We start from the raw sequence: 15,290 nt of genomic DNA on the forward strand, positions 1-15,290 counted from the left end.
CACCGGGCAACGGAGTTAAAGGTGCGCCTCAATGTACCGCTGATAGCGGTTTGCCTTCAGGTAACACAAATCCACCAGCACCAGCCCGTCGACGCAGTCGTTAAATGCCGGATCGCTGCCAAAATCAATAAACTGCACGCCGCCGGGTTCGCACAGCTCGGAATACTGCTTGTAGAGCGGCGGAATGCCGCAGCCCAGATTGCCGAGCAGGGATTTCAGCTTCGTCAGATCGTCCACGTAATCCACGCCGCCAAACTGCGCAAGCACGTCCGGCAGCGAGGCGGGATACGGCTGGCGCGAGGCGGCGAGCGGATGCGTCGCCGGGAACCACAGGCGGTAAAATGCCACCAGCAGATCCCGCGCCGCAGGCGGTAAACCGCCGGAGATGGAGACCGGGCCAAACAGGTAGCGGTAGTGCGGATAACGCGCCAGATAAGCCCCAATCCCGGACCATAAATAATCCAGGCCGCGGCGTCCCCAGTAGCGCGGCTGAATGAAGCTGCGCCCCAGTTCAATACCGTGTTCCAGCACGTCCTGCATTTTGTCGTCATAGTGGAACAGGCTATAGCTGTACAACCCTTCCAGACCGCGACGTTCAACCTGTTTTGCGGTCGGCATAAAGCGATACGCGCCGACGATCTCCAGATCCTCTTCATCCCAGAGGATCAGGTGCAGATAATCGTCATCATAGCTGTCCGTGTCCCGGCGTTTGCCGCTCCCTTCCTCCACGGCGCGAAAGGCAATCTCGCGCAGGCGGCCCAGTTCGCGCAGCAGAGGAGCCTCTTCTTGCCCGTTGCGCTGCCACAGGTAGATGGTTTTGCCGTCGCTGGTTTTCCCCAGGCACTCTGCCTGCGCCAGTTCACGCCTCAGCGTAGCCCGGTCTTCAGGACGGGCAATGGCGCACTGGGTTTTAAAGACGCCAGGCACTCCCTTGCCAAGACGCATCACGTGCTGACGGCACTGCTCGGCCATCTCACGCGACGAAAGGGTGGCGCTATGCCAGTGATGCCACGCAATCTGCTGGCCGATTTTAATCGGCAGCTGGCTATGGCGGCGGCGGAACATCTGCTGCATCAGCAGCAGCAAGGACAGCGTCGGCGACACAAGCGTGCTGGCATAAAAGAGCAGGCTGTTATGCGCCTGAATATGCACCGGCAGCAGCGGGGCGCGCAGCTTGCTGGCGAGTTTGATAAAGCCTGAGTGCCACTTTTTATCGCGGACGCCTTTTCGCGTCGGCCGGGAAACTTCGCCCGCCGGAAAGAAGATCAGCACGCCTGCGTTTTGCAAATGCTGTTCCATCTGAACCAGGGATGTTTTCGCCGTCCTGCCGCCCATATTGTCCACCGGAATAAACAGCGAACTGAGGGGCTCAAGGTGAGTCAGCATCCGGTTGGTCACGACTTTAACATCGCGTCGCACGCGGGAGACGGCGTACATCAGCGCCAGCCCGTCCAGCGTACCCGTCGGGTGGTTGGCAATAATGACCAGCGGGCCATGTTCGTGGATTTGTTCGAGATCGCGGGCGGAAACGGTGCAGAGAATATCAAGGTGTTCCAGAACTTGCTCCACCATATCCAGCCCTTTCAGGTGGCGGTGGGCTGCGGCAAATTGCTGAAATTCGTCTTCGTAAAACAGTCTTTTTAACAGACTTTTTTGCCAGGGTGCAGGCCTCGCCTGAGGCCAAAGATCGTCGAGAACGCTATCGAGGCTAAACATGGTTACTCCTCCTGCCGTCTTGCGAAGACAGTAGAAGGAGCAGATGTCGGTTGTATTGCAGTTTGGTGAAGATTAGCGGAGGATTTTCTTCTCAGCCAGATCCAGCGCGAAGTAGCTGAAGATCAGGTCCGCACCCGCGCGTTTGATCGCGCCCAGGCTTTCGAGAACCACTTTCTCTTCGTCAATCGCACCTGCCTGCGCGGCGAATTTGATCATCGCGTACTCGCCGCTGACCTGGTAAGCGCCCAGCGGCAGCTCGGTGCGCTCGCGGATGTCGCGCAGGATGTCGAGGTACGCGCCCGCTGGTTTTACCATCAGGCAGTCTGCGCCCTGGGCTTCATCCAGCAGGGATTCACGAATCGCCTCGCGGCGGTTCAGCGGGTTCATCTGGTAAGTCTTACGATCGCCCTTCAGCGCCGTGCCCGCCGCTTCACGGAACGGGCCGTAGAAGGAGGAGGCGAATTTGGTGGAGTAGGACATGATGGCGGTATCGGTGAAGCCAGCCGCGTCCAGCGCCTGACGGATCGCCTGAACCTGTCCGTCCATCGCCGCAGATGGCGCGATAAAGTCCGCACCTGCAGCGGCAGCGACGACCGCCTGTTTGCCAAGATTCAGCAGGGTGGCATCGTTGTCCACGCCGTGATCGCACAACACGCCGCAGTGGCCGTGAGACGTGTATTCGCAGAAGCAGGTGTCGGACATTACCACCATTTCCGGCACGGTCTCTTTGCAGATGCGGGACATGCGGGCGACGAGGCCATCTTCTTTCCACGCATCGCTGCCGGTGGCGTCGGTGTGGTGAGAGATGCCGAAGGTCATCACCGAGCGGATCCCCGCGTTGGCGATGCGTTCAATCTCACGCGCCAGATGTTTTTCCGGAATGCGCATCACGCCCGGCATCGCCTCGATGGCTTTGTAGTCATCGATCTCTTCTTCGACAAAAATCGGCAACACCAGATCGTTTAAGGTCAGGGTTGTCTCTTCAAACATAGCGCGCAGTGCAGGTGACTTGCGCAGGCGGCGGGGACGTGCAATTAAATCGGTCATGGTATGCCTGATGTTTGTGGAACAAAGAAGACTAGTGTACATGAAAGTGAAGAGGGGTGTTTTACGAAATTGGGCATTTTGATTTTGCGAAATGCGCCAAAACAAGCCGCATCAAATGTCTCTATTATAGAATGAATGATGGTTTTTTAGGGAACGTGAAATATTGGCGGCAGTTTTGAATTGAATAGAAGGTATCATTATAAATGATCTATTATTTTTTATTATATTATCCTGATCAATAAAATAAGGTTGTAATTTGCTGATTTTATAATATTTATTCACAATGATTGTTATCGTTCCGTTTTTTTAGACATGAGTTGTCTGGATACGGACTTAATTGAATCATTCATTGAACCTTTTAGAAATGAAATTGCATAATTCCCTCCGCAATTAAACATTGCAAAATGATTTGACGGACAAACTTGCTTACGTCCCTGAGGAGGGATGACCCAATGCAAACATGGAAAAAGAAACTGGTTGTATCTCAACTTGCATTAGCCTGCACCCTGGCTATCGCTTCTCAGGCTAATGCGAAGGATATTTCCGGCACGACGTATAATACGTTTGGATATGATAATACCGCCTCTACCCCCTGGTATTATGGTTATGCAGACTGGGATTACTCGGATGCCACCCATGATGGTGATATTTATCCGGTGATTAACAAATCCACAGTAAACGGTGTTATTTCAACATACTATCTGGATGATGGCGTTAATGGTCGGGCGAATGCGTTGAGTATTTCCAACAGCACCATCAACGGCATGATCACGTCTGAGTGTATGACCACGACATGTGAAGATGGCACGGAAACAGATGGTACAGCACATACGCAGTATGACCGCTTCAGCCTGACGGTAGATAACAGCACCATCAATGACACCTACGAGCATTATGCTTATGACGTTGTGAATGGTGACACCACCGAAACCCATTATCAGGATACCTATGCTCTGGGTAACGCGATTACGCTGGATGTAGAGTCTGATATCGTTATTCAGAATAACTCCCACGTTGCCGGTATCACGCTGACGCAGGGTTACCAGGAGCTGGATAATACCCCGTATGACGGTGTGGAAGGCGTTGCCAATAGCAGCAACATCTTTACCGATACCCTGGTGGTGAAAGACTCCGTGCTGACCTCCGGCGCATACAGCGATCTGGGCACCAGCGGTTTCTATGGTCAAACGGCCAAGCCGAGCGACTACGGTGAAACCAACGCGACGGCGGCGGATGACGCGGCGCTGATCGTGGCTGCCAGTGCGTCTGACAACGCGATGCAGACGACAGCGACGTTCGATCACTCCACCGTTACAGGTGACATCCTGTTCTCCAGTACCTTCGATAACAACTTCTACGAGAATGGCGACCCGGCAACCGATACCACCGATGACGGTGTGTATAACCCAACCACCAACGGCTGGGACGGTACCGATACACTGGATGTCACTCTGACTAACGGCAGCAAGTGGGTGGGTGCAGCGCAGTCCAGCGTTGAAGCCATCGGCACCGCACAAATGTACGGTGAAGGTTACAGCGACGTTGACTGGAGTGCCCTGTCTCCAAACAGCATCTGGCCGGGTTCCACCTTCGACAGCAACGGTCACGTTGCGGGTGAAGAGGTTTATCAGAGCGGCCTGTTCAACGTGGCGCTGGATAACGGTTCCGAGTGGGATACCCGTAAAGTCTCCAACATCGACGCGCTGACGGTGAATAATCAGTCGCAGGTCAATGTTGAAAACTCTGGCCTGCTGGCAGACACCATCACGCTGACCAATGCTTCAACGCTGAATATCGGCGACAGCGGCGCGGTCGCGACCGACAGCCTGTACCTGGACAGCTACAGCCGTGCAGCGCTGACTGAAGAGACCGCTGAGCTGTATGCCAACACCATTACCGTAGACAACGGTGCCGAGCTGGCGCTGGGTATGGGTCAGGTTGATACGCACAACATGGTGCTGACCGACGGCGGCGTGCTGAACGTGGCTAGCCGCGATTACGTGCTGAACAGCGATCTGAACAACGCGCGCTATATCACCAACGATAAGTACAATGCCGATTACGACTACGGCGTTGTGGCGATTAATTTTGATGGCCATCTGTCAGTGAACGGTGACGTTGCAGGTAACTACAAAGTACGCATCGATGATGCGACCGGTGCCGGTTCCGTTGCCGATTACAAAAATAAAGAGATCGTCCGCATCTATGACAATAACGCGGATACCACAGCCAGCTTTACTGCCGCGAACAAAGCTGATTTAGGTGCCTACACCTATCAGGCGCAGCAGAAAGGTGACACCGTTGTTCTGCAGCAGAAAGAGCTGACTGACTATGCCAACATGGCGCTGAGCATCCCGTCTGCTAACAGCAACATCTGGAACCTGCAGCAGGATACCGTCGGCACGCGTCTGACCAACAGCCGCCACGGCCTGGCGGATAACGGCGGAGCGTGGGTGAGTTACTTCGGTGGTAACTTCGACGCTGATAATGGCAACGTTAGCTACGATCAGGACGTGAGCGGCATTATGGTCGGTCTGGATACCCAGATTGACGGTAACAATGCGAAATGGATCGTCGGTGGTGCTGCAGGCTTCGCGAAGGGCGATATCAGCGATCGTACCGGTCAGGTTGATCAGGACAGTCAGACTGCGATGGTCTACGCGTCAGCGAAGTTCATGAACGATCTGTTCCTCGACAGCTCCCTGAGCTACACCCGCTTCAACAACGATCTCTCCGCTACCATGAGCAACGGTCAGTATGTTGACGGTGACACCACGACCGATGCGGTCGGCTTTGGGATGAAACTGGGCTACGACTGGAAACCAAACCTGTCTGGCTACATCACGCCTTACGCGGCGGTATCCGGCCTGTTCCAGTCTGGGGATGACTACCAGCTGAGCAATGACATGCGAATTGATGGGCAGTCATACGACAGCCTGCGTTATGAGCTTGGCGTAGATGCGGGTTATACCTTCAATTACGGCGGAGAGCAGGCGTTGACGCCTTACTTCAAGCTGGCTTACGTGTATGACGATGCCGACAACAATGCTGATGTGAACGACGACAGCATCGACAACGGTGTTGAAGGTTCCGCGGTTCGTGTGGGTCTGGGCACGCAGTTCAGCTTCACGAAGAACTTCAGTGCATATACTGATGCAACTTATCTCGGTGGCGGCGACGTTGACCAGAACTGGGGTGCAAATTTGGGTGTGAAATATACCTGGTAAAATATAAAAAGCGGGGGAATATTTCCCCCGCTTTTTTATATAACAATTAAAAATAATCGAGAACCGACAGAGACAGATGACTTGAGGTCTGCATGAATGTTAATGCGAAGCCACTTTCTGAATTAAGCCGGATCGTACAGTGCCTGGAAGTCGCCAGCACCCCTTTTAAGACCGCGCCACAGAAATTAATTTCAACCGTCAATAATGATGACGATGATGTTCCATACACATTTGTAATACAAACCGGCGTCGTTGCCATCCACAGAAAGTCAGATGAACTTCTCGTGGGGATTGCAAAGGCACCCTATATTTATGGTTTAAGCGCGTGGGTAAATAATAGCCATCAGGAATATGTGATGATGGCGCATTCACATTGCTCAGGTTTTTATTTACCTGCCTCTTCACTGTACCAACGGCTTCAGCAAGCCTCACTCTGGCAAGACGCATTTTGTTGGCTGTCGTGGATCAACCATCATCTGGGTAAACGTGACATGCAACTGGTGGGGAATAACTCTTACAGCCAGATCCGGGCCATGCTCATTAATATGGCCGAGTGGGATGAAACGCTGCGCTCAAAAATTGGCGTTATGAATCATATTCAGCGTAGCACAGGGATCTCACGCTCTGTGGTCGCGGAAGTTCTGGCAGCGCTGCGGCAGGGTAATTATATTACGATGAGCCGGGGCAAACTGGTTAGCATCAACCGTCTGCCCGCGGACTATTAGGTCAGTTAGACGCCGTCAGCACCTGCGCTTTATTCGCGCTCAGCTCAGCAACCAGATTATTGATGCCATCGCTCATGTTGACGAAGCGCGTGTTCGGCGAGCGGGTAACGACCACAAACGCCCCTACGTTGGACTGCGGGATCATCGCCATATAGGTGATGAATCCGCCACCGCCGCCGGTTTTCTGAATAATGCCCGGGCGGCCGTCTTTCGGCGCCATGTACACCCAGCCCAAACCGAGGGCGTCGGCTTTACCCGGTACGTCCATGCCGATAACGCGGGTCAGTTGGGTACGCTGATAAATCAGCGTTTGCATGCGGTCGGCCTGGTGGGTGCGAGAGTAGAAATCCGAAGAGAGGAACTGCTGCATCCAGCGCATCATGTCGCCGGGCGTGGAATACACGCCACCGCTGCCGATCGCCGCCAGGGTGTTATTACACGGGCTGGCACCTTTTTCAGCGACCATCAGGCGACGGCACTGGTCCGGGGAGGGGGTAAAGGTGGTGTCCTTCATCCCCAACGGACGGGTAATCTGCTCTTCAAACAGCTGAGGATAGGGTTTACCCGAAGCGGTCGATAACGCATCGGCCAGCAGATCAAACGCGAGGTTTGAATAGGCGGCCTGCGAACCCGGCGTGGTTTTCAGCGTCGCTGTGCTCAGGTAATTCCAGCGCTGTTCGCGCGTCGGCCAGACAAAGACGGGACGATGTGCCGCGCCGCCAGGTTGTTCTCGCGGCAGGGCACTGGTGTGGGTCGCCAGGTTGACCAGTCTGATGGGGGCACCCTGATAAGTCGGGACGCGAGCGCCGGGTGGTGCATATTTGCTGAGCGGGTCGTCGAGTTTAACCACGCCCTGGTCGAGAAGCTTCACCAGCATTTCGCTGGTCATCAGCTTGGTAATGGAGGCAATACGGATCACCGAATCCAGCTGCGGGTGAATGTTATTCCCCGGGCGCGTTTCACCAAAGCTGCGAAACACGCGCTGGTTACCGTCAATCACCACCAGCGCCATTCCCGTCGCGCCGCTACCGTAATAGATCAGGTTCGCGTAGCGATCGGCGATATCAGAGGCTAAAACCGGGGCCGTCAGCGGCTGCGCTGCCTGGGCGGTGGAAAAGCTCACCGCACATAGCGCGGCGAAAGAGAGCAGACAACGTTTCAACGAAAAGCATCCATCAAGTAAATAAGGAAAGTTAGGGGTATTTATACTACTAATCGGTAAGCTGCAAAGGCCCGAATTGCATAACGATAGCGAGAAAAACGTAACCATGGGTAAATATGAACAATTTACTTGCGGCCTGGATCCCATTTTGTGACATCGGGCTTATGATAGGCACCAGTGCTACTCAATCTTGCGGAGAACGGTATGTCTGATAAGCGTGTGGTTATGGTGGTTGATATGCAGAACGGGGTATTCGAGACGCCGCGTCATCAGCGCGAGAAATGTGTCTCTCTGATCAACCAGCTTACGCAGGCAGCCGACAGGGTGGTTTTTATACAGCATACCGAAGCCGGGGGCCTGGAAGAGGGAAGTGAAGGGTTTGCGTTGCTTCCTGAGCTAAATCAGCCAGCAGGTGCGTTGTACGTCACCAAAACCGCCTGTGATGCCTTCTATAACACCGCGCTTGAGACGCTGCTGCGTGAACAGGGCATTCGCGAGTTTGTCATTTGCGGCTGTGCCACCGATTACTGTGTCGATGCCACCCTCAAAAACGGCGTCAGCCGGGGCTACCACATCACGGTTGCTGAAGATGCCCACACCACGGCCAATCGCCCGGCGGCGGAAGCCCAGGTTCTGATTGCGCACTACAACGATGTCTGGCGTAACTTCATCGCCCCTGCCAATCCACCTTCGGTGAAACGCACCGAAACAATTCTCGAAAACTGGAAAGCGAACTAATAATAAACCCACGGGTCTGACCTTTTTGCCTGCGCCGCTGGCGGGCTCAGGTCAGATTTTCGTGTGGCGATGTGTTGAGCACAGCAACAGCCAGAACAACAAAAAGGAAGCACAATGTTTAAGTCTTTTTTCCCAAAGCCGGGGCCTTTTTTCCTGTCGGCATTTATTTGGGCACTGATTGCTGTCATTTTCTGGCAGGCGGGCGGCGGCGCATGGCTGACGCGTATCACGGGGGCAACGGGTGAGGTGCCAATTAGCGCCGCGCGCTTCTGGTCGCTCAGCTACCTGCTGTTTTACGCCTACTACACGGTCTGCGTAGGGCTGTTTGCGGTTTTCTGGTTTATCTACTCTCCACACCGCTGGCAATACTGGTCGATTCTGGGCACCTCGCTGATCATCTTTGTGACCTGGTTCCTGGTCGAAGTCGGCGTGGCGGTGAACGCCTGGTATGCCCCCTTCTACGATCTGATCCAGACGGCGCTGAGTTCCCCGCATAAGGTGACGATTAACCAGTTCTACCATGAGGTGGGTATCTTCCTCGGCATCGCCCTGATTGCGGTCATCATTGGCGTGATGAACAATTTCTTCGTTAGCCACTATGTCTTCCGCTGGCGTACCGCCATGAACGAACACTATATGGCGCACTGGCAGCACCTGCGTCATATCGAAGGTGCCGCGCAGCGTGTGCAGGAAGACACCATGCGTTTTGCCTCTACGCTTGAAGACATGGGTGTCAGTTTTATCAACGCCATTATGACGCTGATCGCCTTCCTGCCGGTGCTGGTGACGCTTTCCGCACACGTGCCGGAGCTGCCGATTATTGGTCACCTGCCGTATGGTCTGGTTATCGCCGCGATTGTCTGGTCGTTGATGGGCACGGGGCTGCTGGCGGTGGTCGGCATCAAGCTGCCGGGTCTGGAGTTTAAAAATCAGCGTGTCGAAGCGGCCTACCGTAAAGAGCTGGTTTACGGCGAAGATGATGCTAACCGCGCCTCGCCACCGACCGTTCGCGAGCTGTTTGGCGCCGTGCGTCGCAACTATTTCCGCCTCTATTTCCACTATATGTATTTCAACATTGCGCGCATTCTGTATCTGCAGGTTGATAACGTTTTCGGTTTGTTCCTGCTGTTCCCGTCGATTGTTGCGGGTACGATTACGCTGGGGCCTGATGACGCAGATCACCAACGTCTTTGGTCAGGTGCGCGGTTCGTTCCAGTATCTGATCAGCTCCTGGACCACGCTGGTGGAACTGATGTCCATCTACAAACGTTTACGCAGTTTCGAGCGCGAGCTGGACGATAAAGATCTGCAGGAAGTCACCAACACATTTAGCTAATACAGGGAGTTGCTATGTCTTTTGCCGTACCGCGTACGTTATCGCTGTCCTTACTTGCTGCCCTGGTACTGGCGGGGTGTGCCGAGAAAGGGGCCACGCCACTCAAAAAAGGGGAAAAGCCCGTGGACGTGGCGAGCGTTGTCCGGCAAAAAATGCCCTCCAGCGTGAAGGATCGCAATGCGTGGGCGGACGCGCTGGCAAAGACCTTTGAAAGCCAGAAAATTGCCCCTACCGAGGAGAATATCTGCTCGGTGCTGGCGGTGGCGCAGCAGGAATCAATGTACCAGTCAGACCCGGTCGTGCCGGGTCTGAACAAAATTGCCTGGAAAGAGATCGACCGCCGCGCGGAATCGATGCATATCCCGGTGTTCCTGGTCCATACCGCGCTTAAAATCACCTCGCCAAACGGCAAAAGCTATAGCGATAGGCTGGATACGGTGAAAACCGAGAAACAGCTAAGCGCCATTTTTGATGACTTCATCAACATGGTGCCGATGGGGCAAAAACTGTTTGGCTCGCTTAACCCGGTACACACCGGCGGTCCGATGCAGGTCAGCATCGCGTTTGCAGAAAAACATACCGACGGTTACCCGTGGAAAATTGACGGAACGGTGCGTCAGGAGGTCTTCTCCCTGCGCGGCGGGCTCTGGTTTGGCACTTATCACCTTCTTAACTACCCGGCGAATTACAGCGAGCCGCTGTACCGCTTTGCAGACTTTAACGCGGGCTGGTATGCCAGCAGGAACGCAGCGTTCCAGAATGCCGTGAGCCGGGCATCCGGGGTGAAGCTGGCGCTGGATGGCGATCTGATTGCCTACGGCAGCAGCGAAGCGGGTACGACCGAACGTGCAGTGCGCAAACTGGCGACAAAGCTGGATATGAGCAATAGCGATATTCGCCGTCAGCTGGAGAAGGGCGACAGTCTCGCGTTTGAGAAAACGGATTTGTATCAGCAGGTCTTTGCGCTGGCAGAGAAGAAAAGTGGAAAAGCGTTACCGAGGGCTATCCTGCCCGGCATTCAGCTCGAGAGCCCGAAAATCACGCGTAACCTGACAACTGCATGGTTCGCGAAACGCGTGGATGACCGTCGGGCTCGCTGTATGGGGATTTAGAAACGACGGCGCAGGCGAAGCACTAAGGCAATGACGCCAAGAATCATGCACCCGACGAGGAAGGGGACCAGGCCAAACAGGGTGCTTACCCCGAAACCGATCTCAACGCGTGGGCGCCCGCTATCCTGAACCTGCATCAGGTGTTCATAAACGCCAGGCGCATGAACCAGCATGTTGAGAAGCTGTGAGCCTGCCCAGAAGCAGAACAGCACAAACAGGGCATAGGCGATATTACCCGCCGTGGAGGTTTTTGGTTGTTTGCCGCCAAAAATCGGTTTCGACAATGTAAAATCAGCCATAAAGACCTCCCGAAATATCACTCTGTTTTATACGTTTCGTATAGGGTGAGTTTGACAGGTCATCGCATTTGTCAATATCAGAATCGTGGTAATTTACCCTCAGGAATGCTCCTGGATTGATGATTTCTGCATCACATCACAATTTGATCACTTAAGTGAAATTGTGTCGCGTTTCAGAATTTCCGCATTCGCCACAGACCCGGCCATAAAACTGTGAGAGGATGTCTTTTTTTCCTGCCGGAGTTGTTATGAAACTCACGTCCAAACTACGCCGTGACTGGCATTACTACGCCTTTGCTATTGGGCTGATCTTTATTCTTAACGGTGTTGTGGGGCTATTGGGGTTTGAGGCAAAAGGCTGGCAAACCTATGCCGTGGGGCTAGTCACCTGGGTCATCAGTTTCTGGCTGGCAGGGTTGATTATCCGCCGCCGCCCTGAAGAGACGACAGCGGAAGAGACGGAAACGGTGAAGAAAACCGATTAACCGTTTACGGAGCTTTTAAGGGCGCTGTCAGCGGCGTGACGCTCCAGCGCCAGTTCGATCAGGCGAGTGATGAGTTCCGGATAGCTCATTCCGCTGGCCTGCCACAGTTTCGGATACATGCTGATGTTGGTGAAGCCTGGCAGCGTGTTGATCTCGTTAATGACCACCTCGTTTTCCGGCGTCAGGAACACATCAACGCGAGCCATACCGCAGCAGCCCAGCGCCTGATAAGCTTCTACGGCGATCGCGCGGATCTTATCGTTGATGACCGGATCGATAACCGCAGGTACCACAACCTGCGCGCCTTTATCATCAATGTATTTGGTATCGTAAGAGTAGAAATCGCTGTTCAACACCACTTCACCGCAGGTGCTCGCCTGTGGGAAATCATTCCCCAGCACGGCGCACTCAATTTCGCGGCCTTTGATACCCTGTTCAACCACCACTTTGTGGTCAAACTCAAACGCCAGACGCACGGCGTCGGTAAATTGCGCTTCGGTGGTGACTTTGCTGACGCCAACGGAGGAGCCCTGATTCGCCGGTTTGACGAACAGCGGCAGGCCGAGCTGGCTGGAAAGCTGCGCGAAATCGAATTTCTCGCGGTTGGCGCGGGTGAGCGTGACGAACGGCGCAATACTCAGCCCGGCATCGCGCAGCAAACGCTTGGTGACGTCTTTGTCCATACAGGCGGCGGAGCCCAGCACGTCGGAGCCGACAAACGGCAGGTTCGCCATGCGCAACATCCCCTGCAAAGAGCCGTCTTCGCCCAGCGTGCCGTGCACGATAGGGAAAATAACGTCAATCTGAGCCAGCGCCTGCGCATTACCGGCGTCGATAAATTGCCCCTGAACCAGGCCTGGTACGGTCGCGACGCTGGTTTCTGAAGGATTAAGGGCGATGTGCGCCGGATCGTTAGCATTGATCAGGTACTGGCTGGCATCGTTAACATGCCACTGACCCTGTTTATCAATACCCAGCAGCACCACGTCGAAACGGCTTTTATCGATCGCATCGACAATATTTTTGGCCGACTGCAATGACACCTCGTGCTCTGCTGATTTTCCCCCAAAGACAATACCTACGCGCTGCTTTGCCATCTCACTCTCTTCCAGTCTGTCGAAAAGCCAATAACATACCACGATGCCCTGCGGGTTTCGCGGCCTTCTGCCATAATGTTTTGGGGTTATCGTGGGGGGCGCGTGAAAGGAAAAAGTCTGCTAACCGTTTTCATTATTGTGGCTGTCGCAACGGCGGGCTACCGCTGGTTGCCGTCTCATTACAACCCTTTTACGCCGCTTACCCTTGACGATCCTCCCGGAAAAATCACCCAGTTTAAGCTTCGGCGCTTAACGCCGGAGGCCTGCGAAAGCCTCCTAACCGAAGCAAATCTAAGAGCGCTTATCCGCACGCAGCCGGTGGCTGACAGCGCGGGAGCATGCCCGCTCAGTAACGTGGTGCGCGTGAGTAATTTCGGTCCGGTCAGCCTGAACAGCAGTTTTCTGGCCAGTTGCCCTCTGGCATTAAGCTCTGCGCTGTTTGTCAGTCAGCAGGCCCGGCCGCTGACGAAAAGCTGGATGGGCAGCGAGCTTACGCGCATCGACCATCTGGGAAGCTATGCCTGTCGTAATATTTACGGCCGCCCGGATGCGCGTCGCAGTGAACATGCCACGGCAGAGGCGCTGGACATCAGCGCATTTCGGCTGGCAAACGGTGAGCGGATCACCATTCTGAGGGGCTGGTCATCGGCTAAAACCCAGCCGTGGCTTCAGGCTCTGCTGGCGGCGAGCTGTGGGTATTACGGTAACGGTCTGGGGCCAGAATATAACGCGGCCCACGCTAACCATTTCCATCTTGGGATGCGCGGCTTCGGCCTGTGCCGCTGAAGCATAATCTTTCGTCAGAAAGTGGATAATTTGTGACTTGTTTCACAAATATGATGACTGGGAAGATAAAACACCAAAGTCAGCAAGGCCGCATCTCTGGTGCGACGTCAACGCGCGTAACTTGCTAATCTGTCGGCGAATTCGCCTAAAAATGAAGACTATTTCTGTTATGGAATCCTGGAAAGTTAACCTCATCTCGGTCTGGTTCGGCTGTTTCTTTACCGGACTGGCCATTAGCCAGATTTTACCCTTTCTGCCGCTGTACGTGTCTCAGCTGGGGGTGACCTCCCATGAAGCCCTCTCTATGTGGTCAGGGTTGACGTTCAGCGTCACGTTTCTGGTTTCGGCCATCGTCTCGCCGATGTGGGGCAGCCTGGCGGACAGAAAAGGCCGCAAGCTGATGCTGCTGCGTGCATCCCTCGGTATGGCGATCGCCATTTTGCTTCAGGCCTTTGCCACCAACGTCTGGCAGCTGTTTATCCTGCGGGCAATCATGGGGCTGACTTCCGGGTATATTCCGAACGCGATGGCGCTGGTGGCCTCGCAGGTGCCGCGTGAACGTAGCGGCTGGGCGCTGAGTACGCTCTCTACCGCGCAGATCAGCGGGGTCATCGGCGGCCCGCTGCTGGGGGGATTCCTCGCGGATCACGTGGGGCTGAGAGCGGTATTTTTCATCACCGCGATACTGCTGGTGATCAGTTTTCTGGTGACGCTTTTCCTGATCAAAGAAGGGGGCCGTCCCGTTGTCAGCAAATCAGAACGCCTGAGCGGCAGGGCGGTCTTTGCCTCGCTGCCTTATCCCGGCCTGATGATCAGCCTTTTTGTCACCACCATGGTGATCCAGCTGTGTAATGGTTCCGTCGGGCCTATTCTGGCGCTGTTTATCAAGTCGATGGAGCCAGACAGCAGCAATATCGCCTTTCTCGCGGGGTTGATTGCGGCGGTGCCTGGCGTGTCGGCTCTGATCTCTGCGCCGCGGCTTGGCAAACTGGGCGACCGGATTGGCACGGCGCGCATCCTGATGGCCACACTGATATTTGCGGTCATACTCTTTTTCGCTATGTCGTTCGTAACGACCCCGCTTCAGCTTGGCGTTCTGCGCTTCTTGCTTGGTTTTGCCGATGGAGCCATGTTGCCCGCCGTGCAAACACTGCTGGTGAAATATTCCAGTGACCAGGTCACCGGGCGTATTTTTGGTTACAACCAGTCGTTTATGTATTTGGGCAACGTCGCCGGTCCGCTTATTGGTGCATCCGTTTCCGCGATGGCCGGTTTCCGTTGGGTATTTGCCGCGACGGCTGTGGTGGTGTTGATAAATATTATCCAGCTGGCTATTGCACTGCGTCGTCGCAGACAATTAGCGGAGGCAAAAGGAGCCCGTTAACCCTGGGGATGTATTATATATTTTTATGGCTGCCGCTTTTTTATATAACAAAAAGCGGCCTGTTGTTATAGAAAAACGTTTCGCTGCGGTGCGCGCTACGCTATTTTTGACGTAACGTCACTTTTGCATAAGATAATACTTTTCTCCTCTTTGCATAAATCATTGAGAGTGCTAAT

12 protein-coding genes and 1 pseudogene are annotated in these 15,290 nt (G+C 54.4%); 8 read left to right on the plus strand and 5 right to left on the minus strand.

Translation table 11 applies throughout. The features are described 5' to 3' along the window. Positions 1-15 precede the first annotated feature (15 nt). Together EXW94_RS18275 and hemB are read right to left on the minus strand one after the other, a co-directional pair. A complete protein-coding gene (locus EXW94_RS18275; protein ID WP_174340699.1) occupies positions 16-1,716 on the minus strand; it encodes a lysophospholipid acyltransferase family protein in 1,701 nt (566 codons plus the stop codon). 72 nt (positions 1,717-1,788) lie between these two features. Further along, positions 1,789-2,763, minus strand: coding sequence for a porphobilinogen synthase (gene hemB, locus EXW94_RS18280; protein WP_174340700.1), 975 nt, complete (start codon positions 2,761-2,763; stop codon positions 1,789-1,791). A gap of 452 nt (positions 2,764-3,215) precedes the next feature. Between hemB and EXW94_RS18285 the strand changes: the two genes are divergently transcribed. Together EXW94_RS18285 and EXW94_RS18290 are read left to right on the plus strand one after the other, a co-directional pair. Continuing rightward, entirely contained in the window at positions 3,216-5,990 is a 2,775-nt protein-coding gene (locus EXW94_RS18285; protein WP_174340701.1) for an autotransporter outer membrane beta-barrel domain-containing protein, read from the plus strand. 92 nt (positions 5,991-6,082) lie between these two features. Continuing rightward, a complete protein-coding gene (locus EXW94_RS18290; RefSeq protein ID WP_108415681.1) occupies positions 6,083-6,715 on the plus strand; it encodes a helix-turn-helix domain-containing protein in 633 nt (210 codons plus the stop codon). A 1-nt stretch (position 6,716) separates the two neighbouring features. Here the strand turns inward: EXW94_RS18290 and ampH are convergent, their stop codons facing one another. After that, on the minus strand, positions 6,717-7,877 hold the full coding sequence (gene ampH / locus EXW94_RS18295) for a D-alanyl-D-alanine-carboxypeptidase/endopeptidase AmpH (RefSeq protein WP_108415682.1): 1,161 nt from the start codon (positions 7,875-7,877) through the stop codon (positions 6,717-6,719). 204 nt (positions 7,878-8,081) lie between these two features. Here ampH and EXW94_RS18300 point away from each other — a divergent pair, with 204 nt between their 5' ends. The 3 genes and pseudogenes from EXW94_RS18300 to EXW94_RS18310 all read left to right on the plus strand — a co-directional run bounded on the left by EXW94_RS18300 (position 8,082) and on the right by EXW94_RS18310 (position 11,063). Beyond that, the gene (locus tag EXW94_RS18300; protein ID WP_010427984.1) at positions 8,082-8,615 is read left to right on the plus strand and encodes an isochorismatase family protein; all 534 of its coding nucleotides are present in this window, start codon (positions 8,082-8,084) and stop codon (positions 8,613-8,615) included. Between the two features lie 114 nt (positions 8,616-8,729). Next, a pseudogene (gene sbmA, locus EXW94_RS18305) lies at positions 8,730-9,951 on the plus strand (peptide antibiotic transporter SbmA). Between the two features lie 14 nt (positions 9,952-9,965). Beyond that, the gene (locus tag EXW94_RS18310) at positions 9,966-11,063 is read left to right on the plus strand and encodes a DUF1615 domain-containing protein (RefSeq protein ID WP_174340702.1); all 1,098 of its coding nucleotides are present in this window, start codon (positions 9,966-9,968) and stop codon (positions 11,061-11,063) included. Here EXW94_RS18310 and EXW94_RS18315 read toward each other — a convergent pair. Next, a complete protein-coding gene (locus EXW94_RS18315; protein WP_108415685.1) occupies positions 11,060-11,362 on the minus strand; it encodes a DUF2755 family protein in 303 nt (100 codons plus the stop codon). The genes EXW94_RS18310 and EXW94_RS18315 overlap by 4 nt on opposite strands. Positions 11,363-11,610: 248 nt before the next feature. Here EXW94_RS18315 and EXW94_RS18320 point away from each other — a divergent pair, with 248 nt between their 5' ends. After that, positions 11,611-11,847 (plus strand): DUF2754 family protein, encoded by a 237-nt coding sequence (locus EXW94_RS18320; protein ID WP_010427988.1) that lies wholly within the window; start codon positions 11,611-11,613, stop codon positions 11,845-11,847. Here EXW94_RS18320 and ddlA read toward each other — a convergent pair. Then, positions 11,844-12,944: a D-alanine--D-alanine ligase gene (gene ddlA / locus EXW94_RS18325; RefSeq protein ID WP_174340703.1), complete on the minus strand. Its 1,101-nt coding sequence runs from the start codon at positions 12,942-12,944 to the stop codon at positions 11,844-11,846. The genes EXW94_RS18320 and ddlA overlap by 4 nt on opposite strands. A gap of 102 nt (positions 12,945-13,046) precedes the next feature. On the opposite strand from ddlA, the gene EXW94_RS18330 reads away from it, so the two are divergent. Beyond that, complete coding sequence (locus tag EXW94_RS18330; protein WP_174340704.1) at positions 13,047-13,730, plus strand: extensin family protein; 684 nt, start codon at positions 13,047-13,049, stop codon at positions 13,728-13,730. A 169-nt stretch (positions 13,731-13,899) separates the two neighbouring features. Further along, positions 13,900-15,114, plus strand: coding sequence for a multidrug efflux MFS transporter (locus EXW94_RS18335; RefSeq protein ID WP_174340705.1), 1,215 nt, complete (start codon positions 13,900-13,902; stop codon positions 15,112-15,114). Positions 15,115-15,290: the final 176 nt, after the last annotated feature.

The organism is Enterobacter sp. JMULE2, from assembly GCF_013337145.1.
Lineage (GTDB): Bacteria > Pseudomonadota > Gammaproteobacteria > Enterobacterales > Enterobacteriaceae > Enterobacter > Enterobacter mori.

Coding starts and splice junctions, on each gene's coding strand:
- EXW94_RS18315 (WP_108415685.1), bottom strand. CDS start 11,362: ATGGCTGATTTTACATTGTCGAAACCGATTTTTGGCGGCAAACAACCA.
- EXW94_RS18300 (WP_010427984.1), top strand. CDS start 8,082: ATGTCTGATAAGCGTGTGGTTATGGTGGTTGATATGCAGAACGGGGTA.
- hemB (WP_174340700.1), bottom strand. CDS start 2,763: ATGACCGATTTAATTGCACGTCCCCGCCGCCTGCGCAAGTCACCTGCA.
- EXW94_RS18275 (WP_174340699.1), bottom strand. CDS start 1,716: ATGTTTAGCCTCGATAGCGTTCTCGACGATCTTTGGCCTCAGGCGAGG.
- EXW94_RS18290 (WP_108415681.1), top strand. CDS start 6,083: ATGAATGTTAATGCGAAGCCACTTTCTGAATTAAGCCGGATCGTACAG.
- EXW94_RS18335 (WP_174340705.1), top strand. CDS start 13,900: ATGGAATCCTGGAAAGTTAACCTCATCTCGGTCTGGTTCGGCTGTTTC.
- EXW94_RS18285 (WP_174340701.1), top strand. CDS start 3,216: ATGCAAACATGGAAAAAGAAACTGGTTGTATCTCAACTTGCATTAGCC.
- EXW94_RS18320 (WP_010427988.1), top strand. CDS start 11,611: ATGAAACTCACGTCCAAACTACGCCGTGACTGGCATTACTACGCCTTT.
- EXW94_RS18310 (WP_174340702.1), top strand. CDS start 9,966: ATGTCTTTTGCCGTACCGCGTACGTTATCGCTGTCCTTACTTGCTGCC.
- ddlA (WP_174340703.1), bottom strand. CDS start 12,944: ATGGCAAAGCAGCGCGTAGGTATTGTCTTTGGGGGAAAATCAGCAGAG.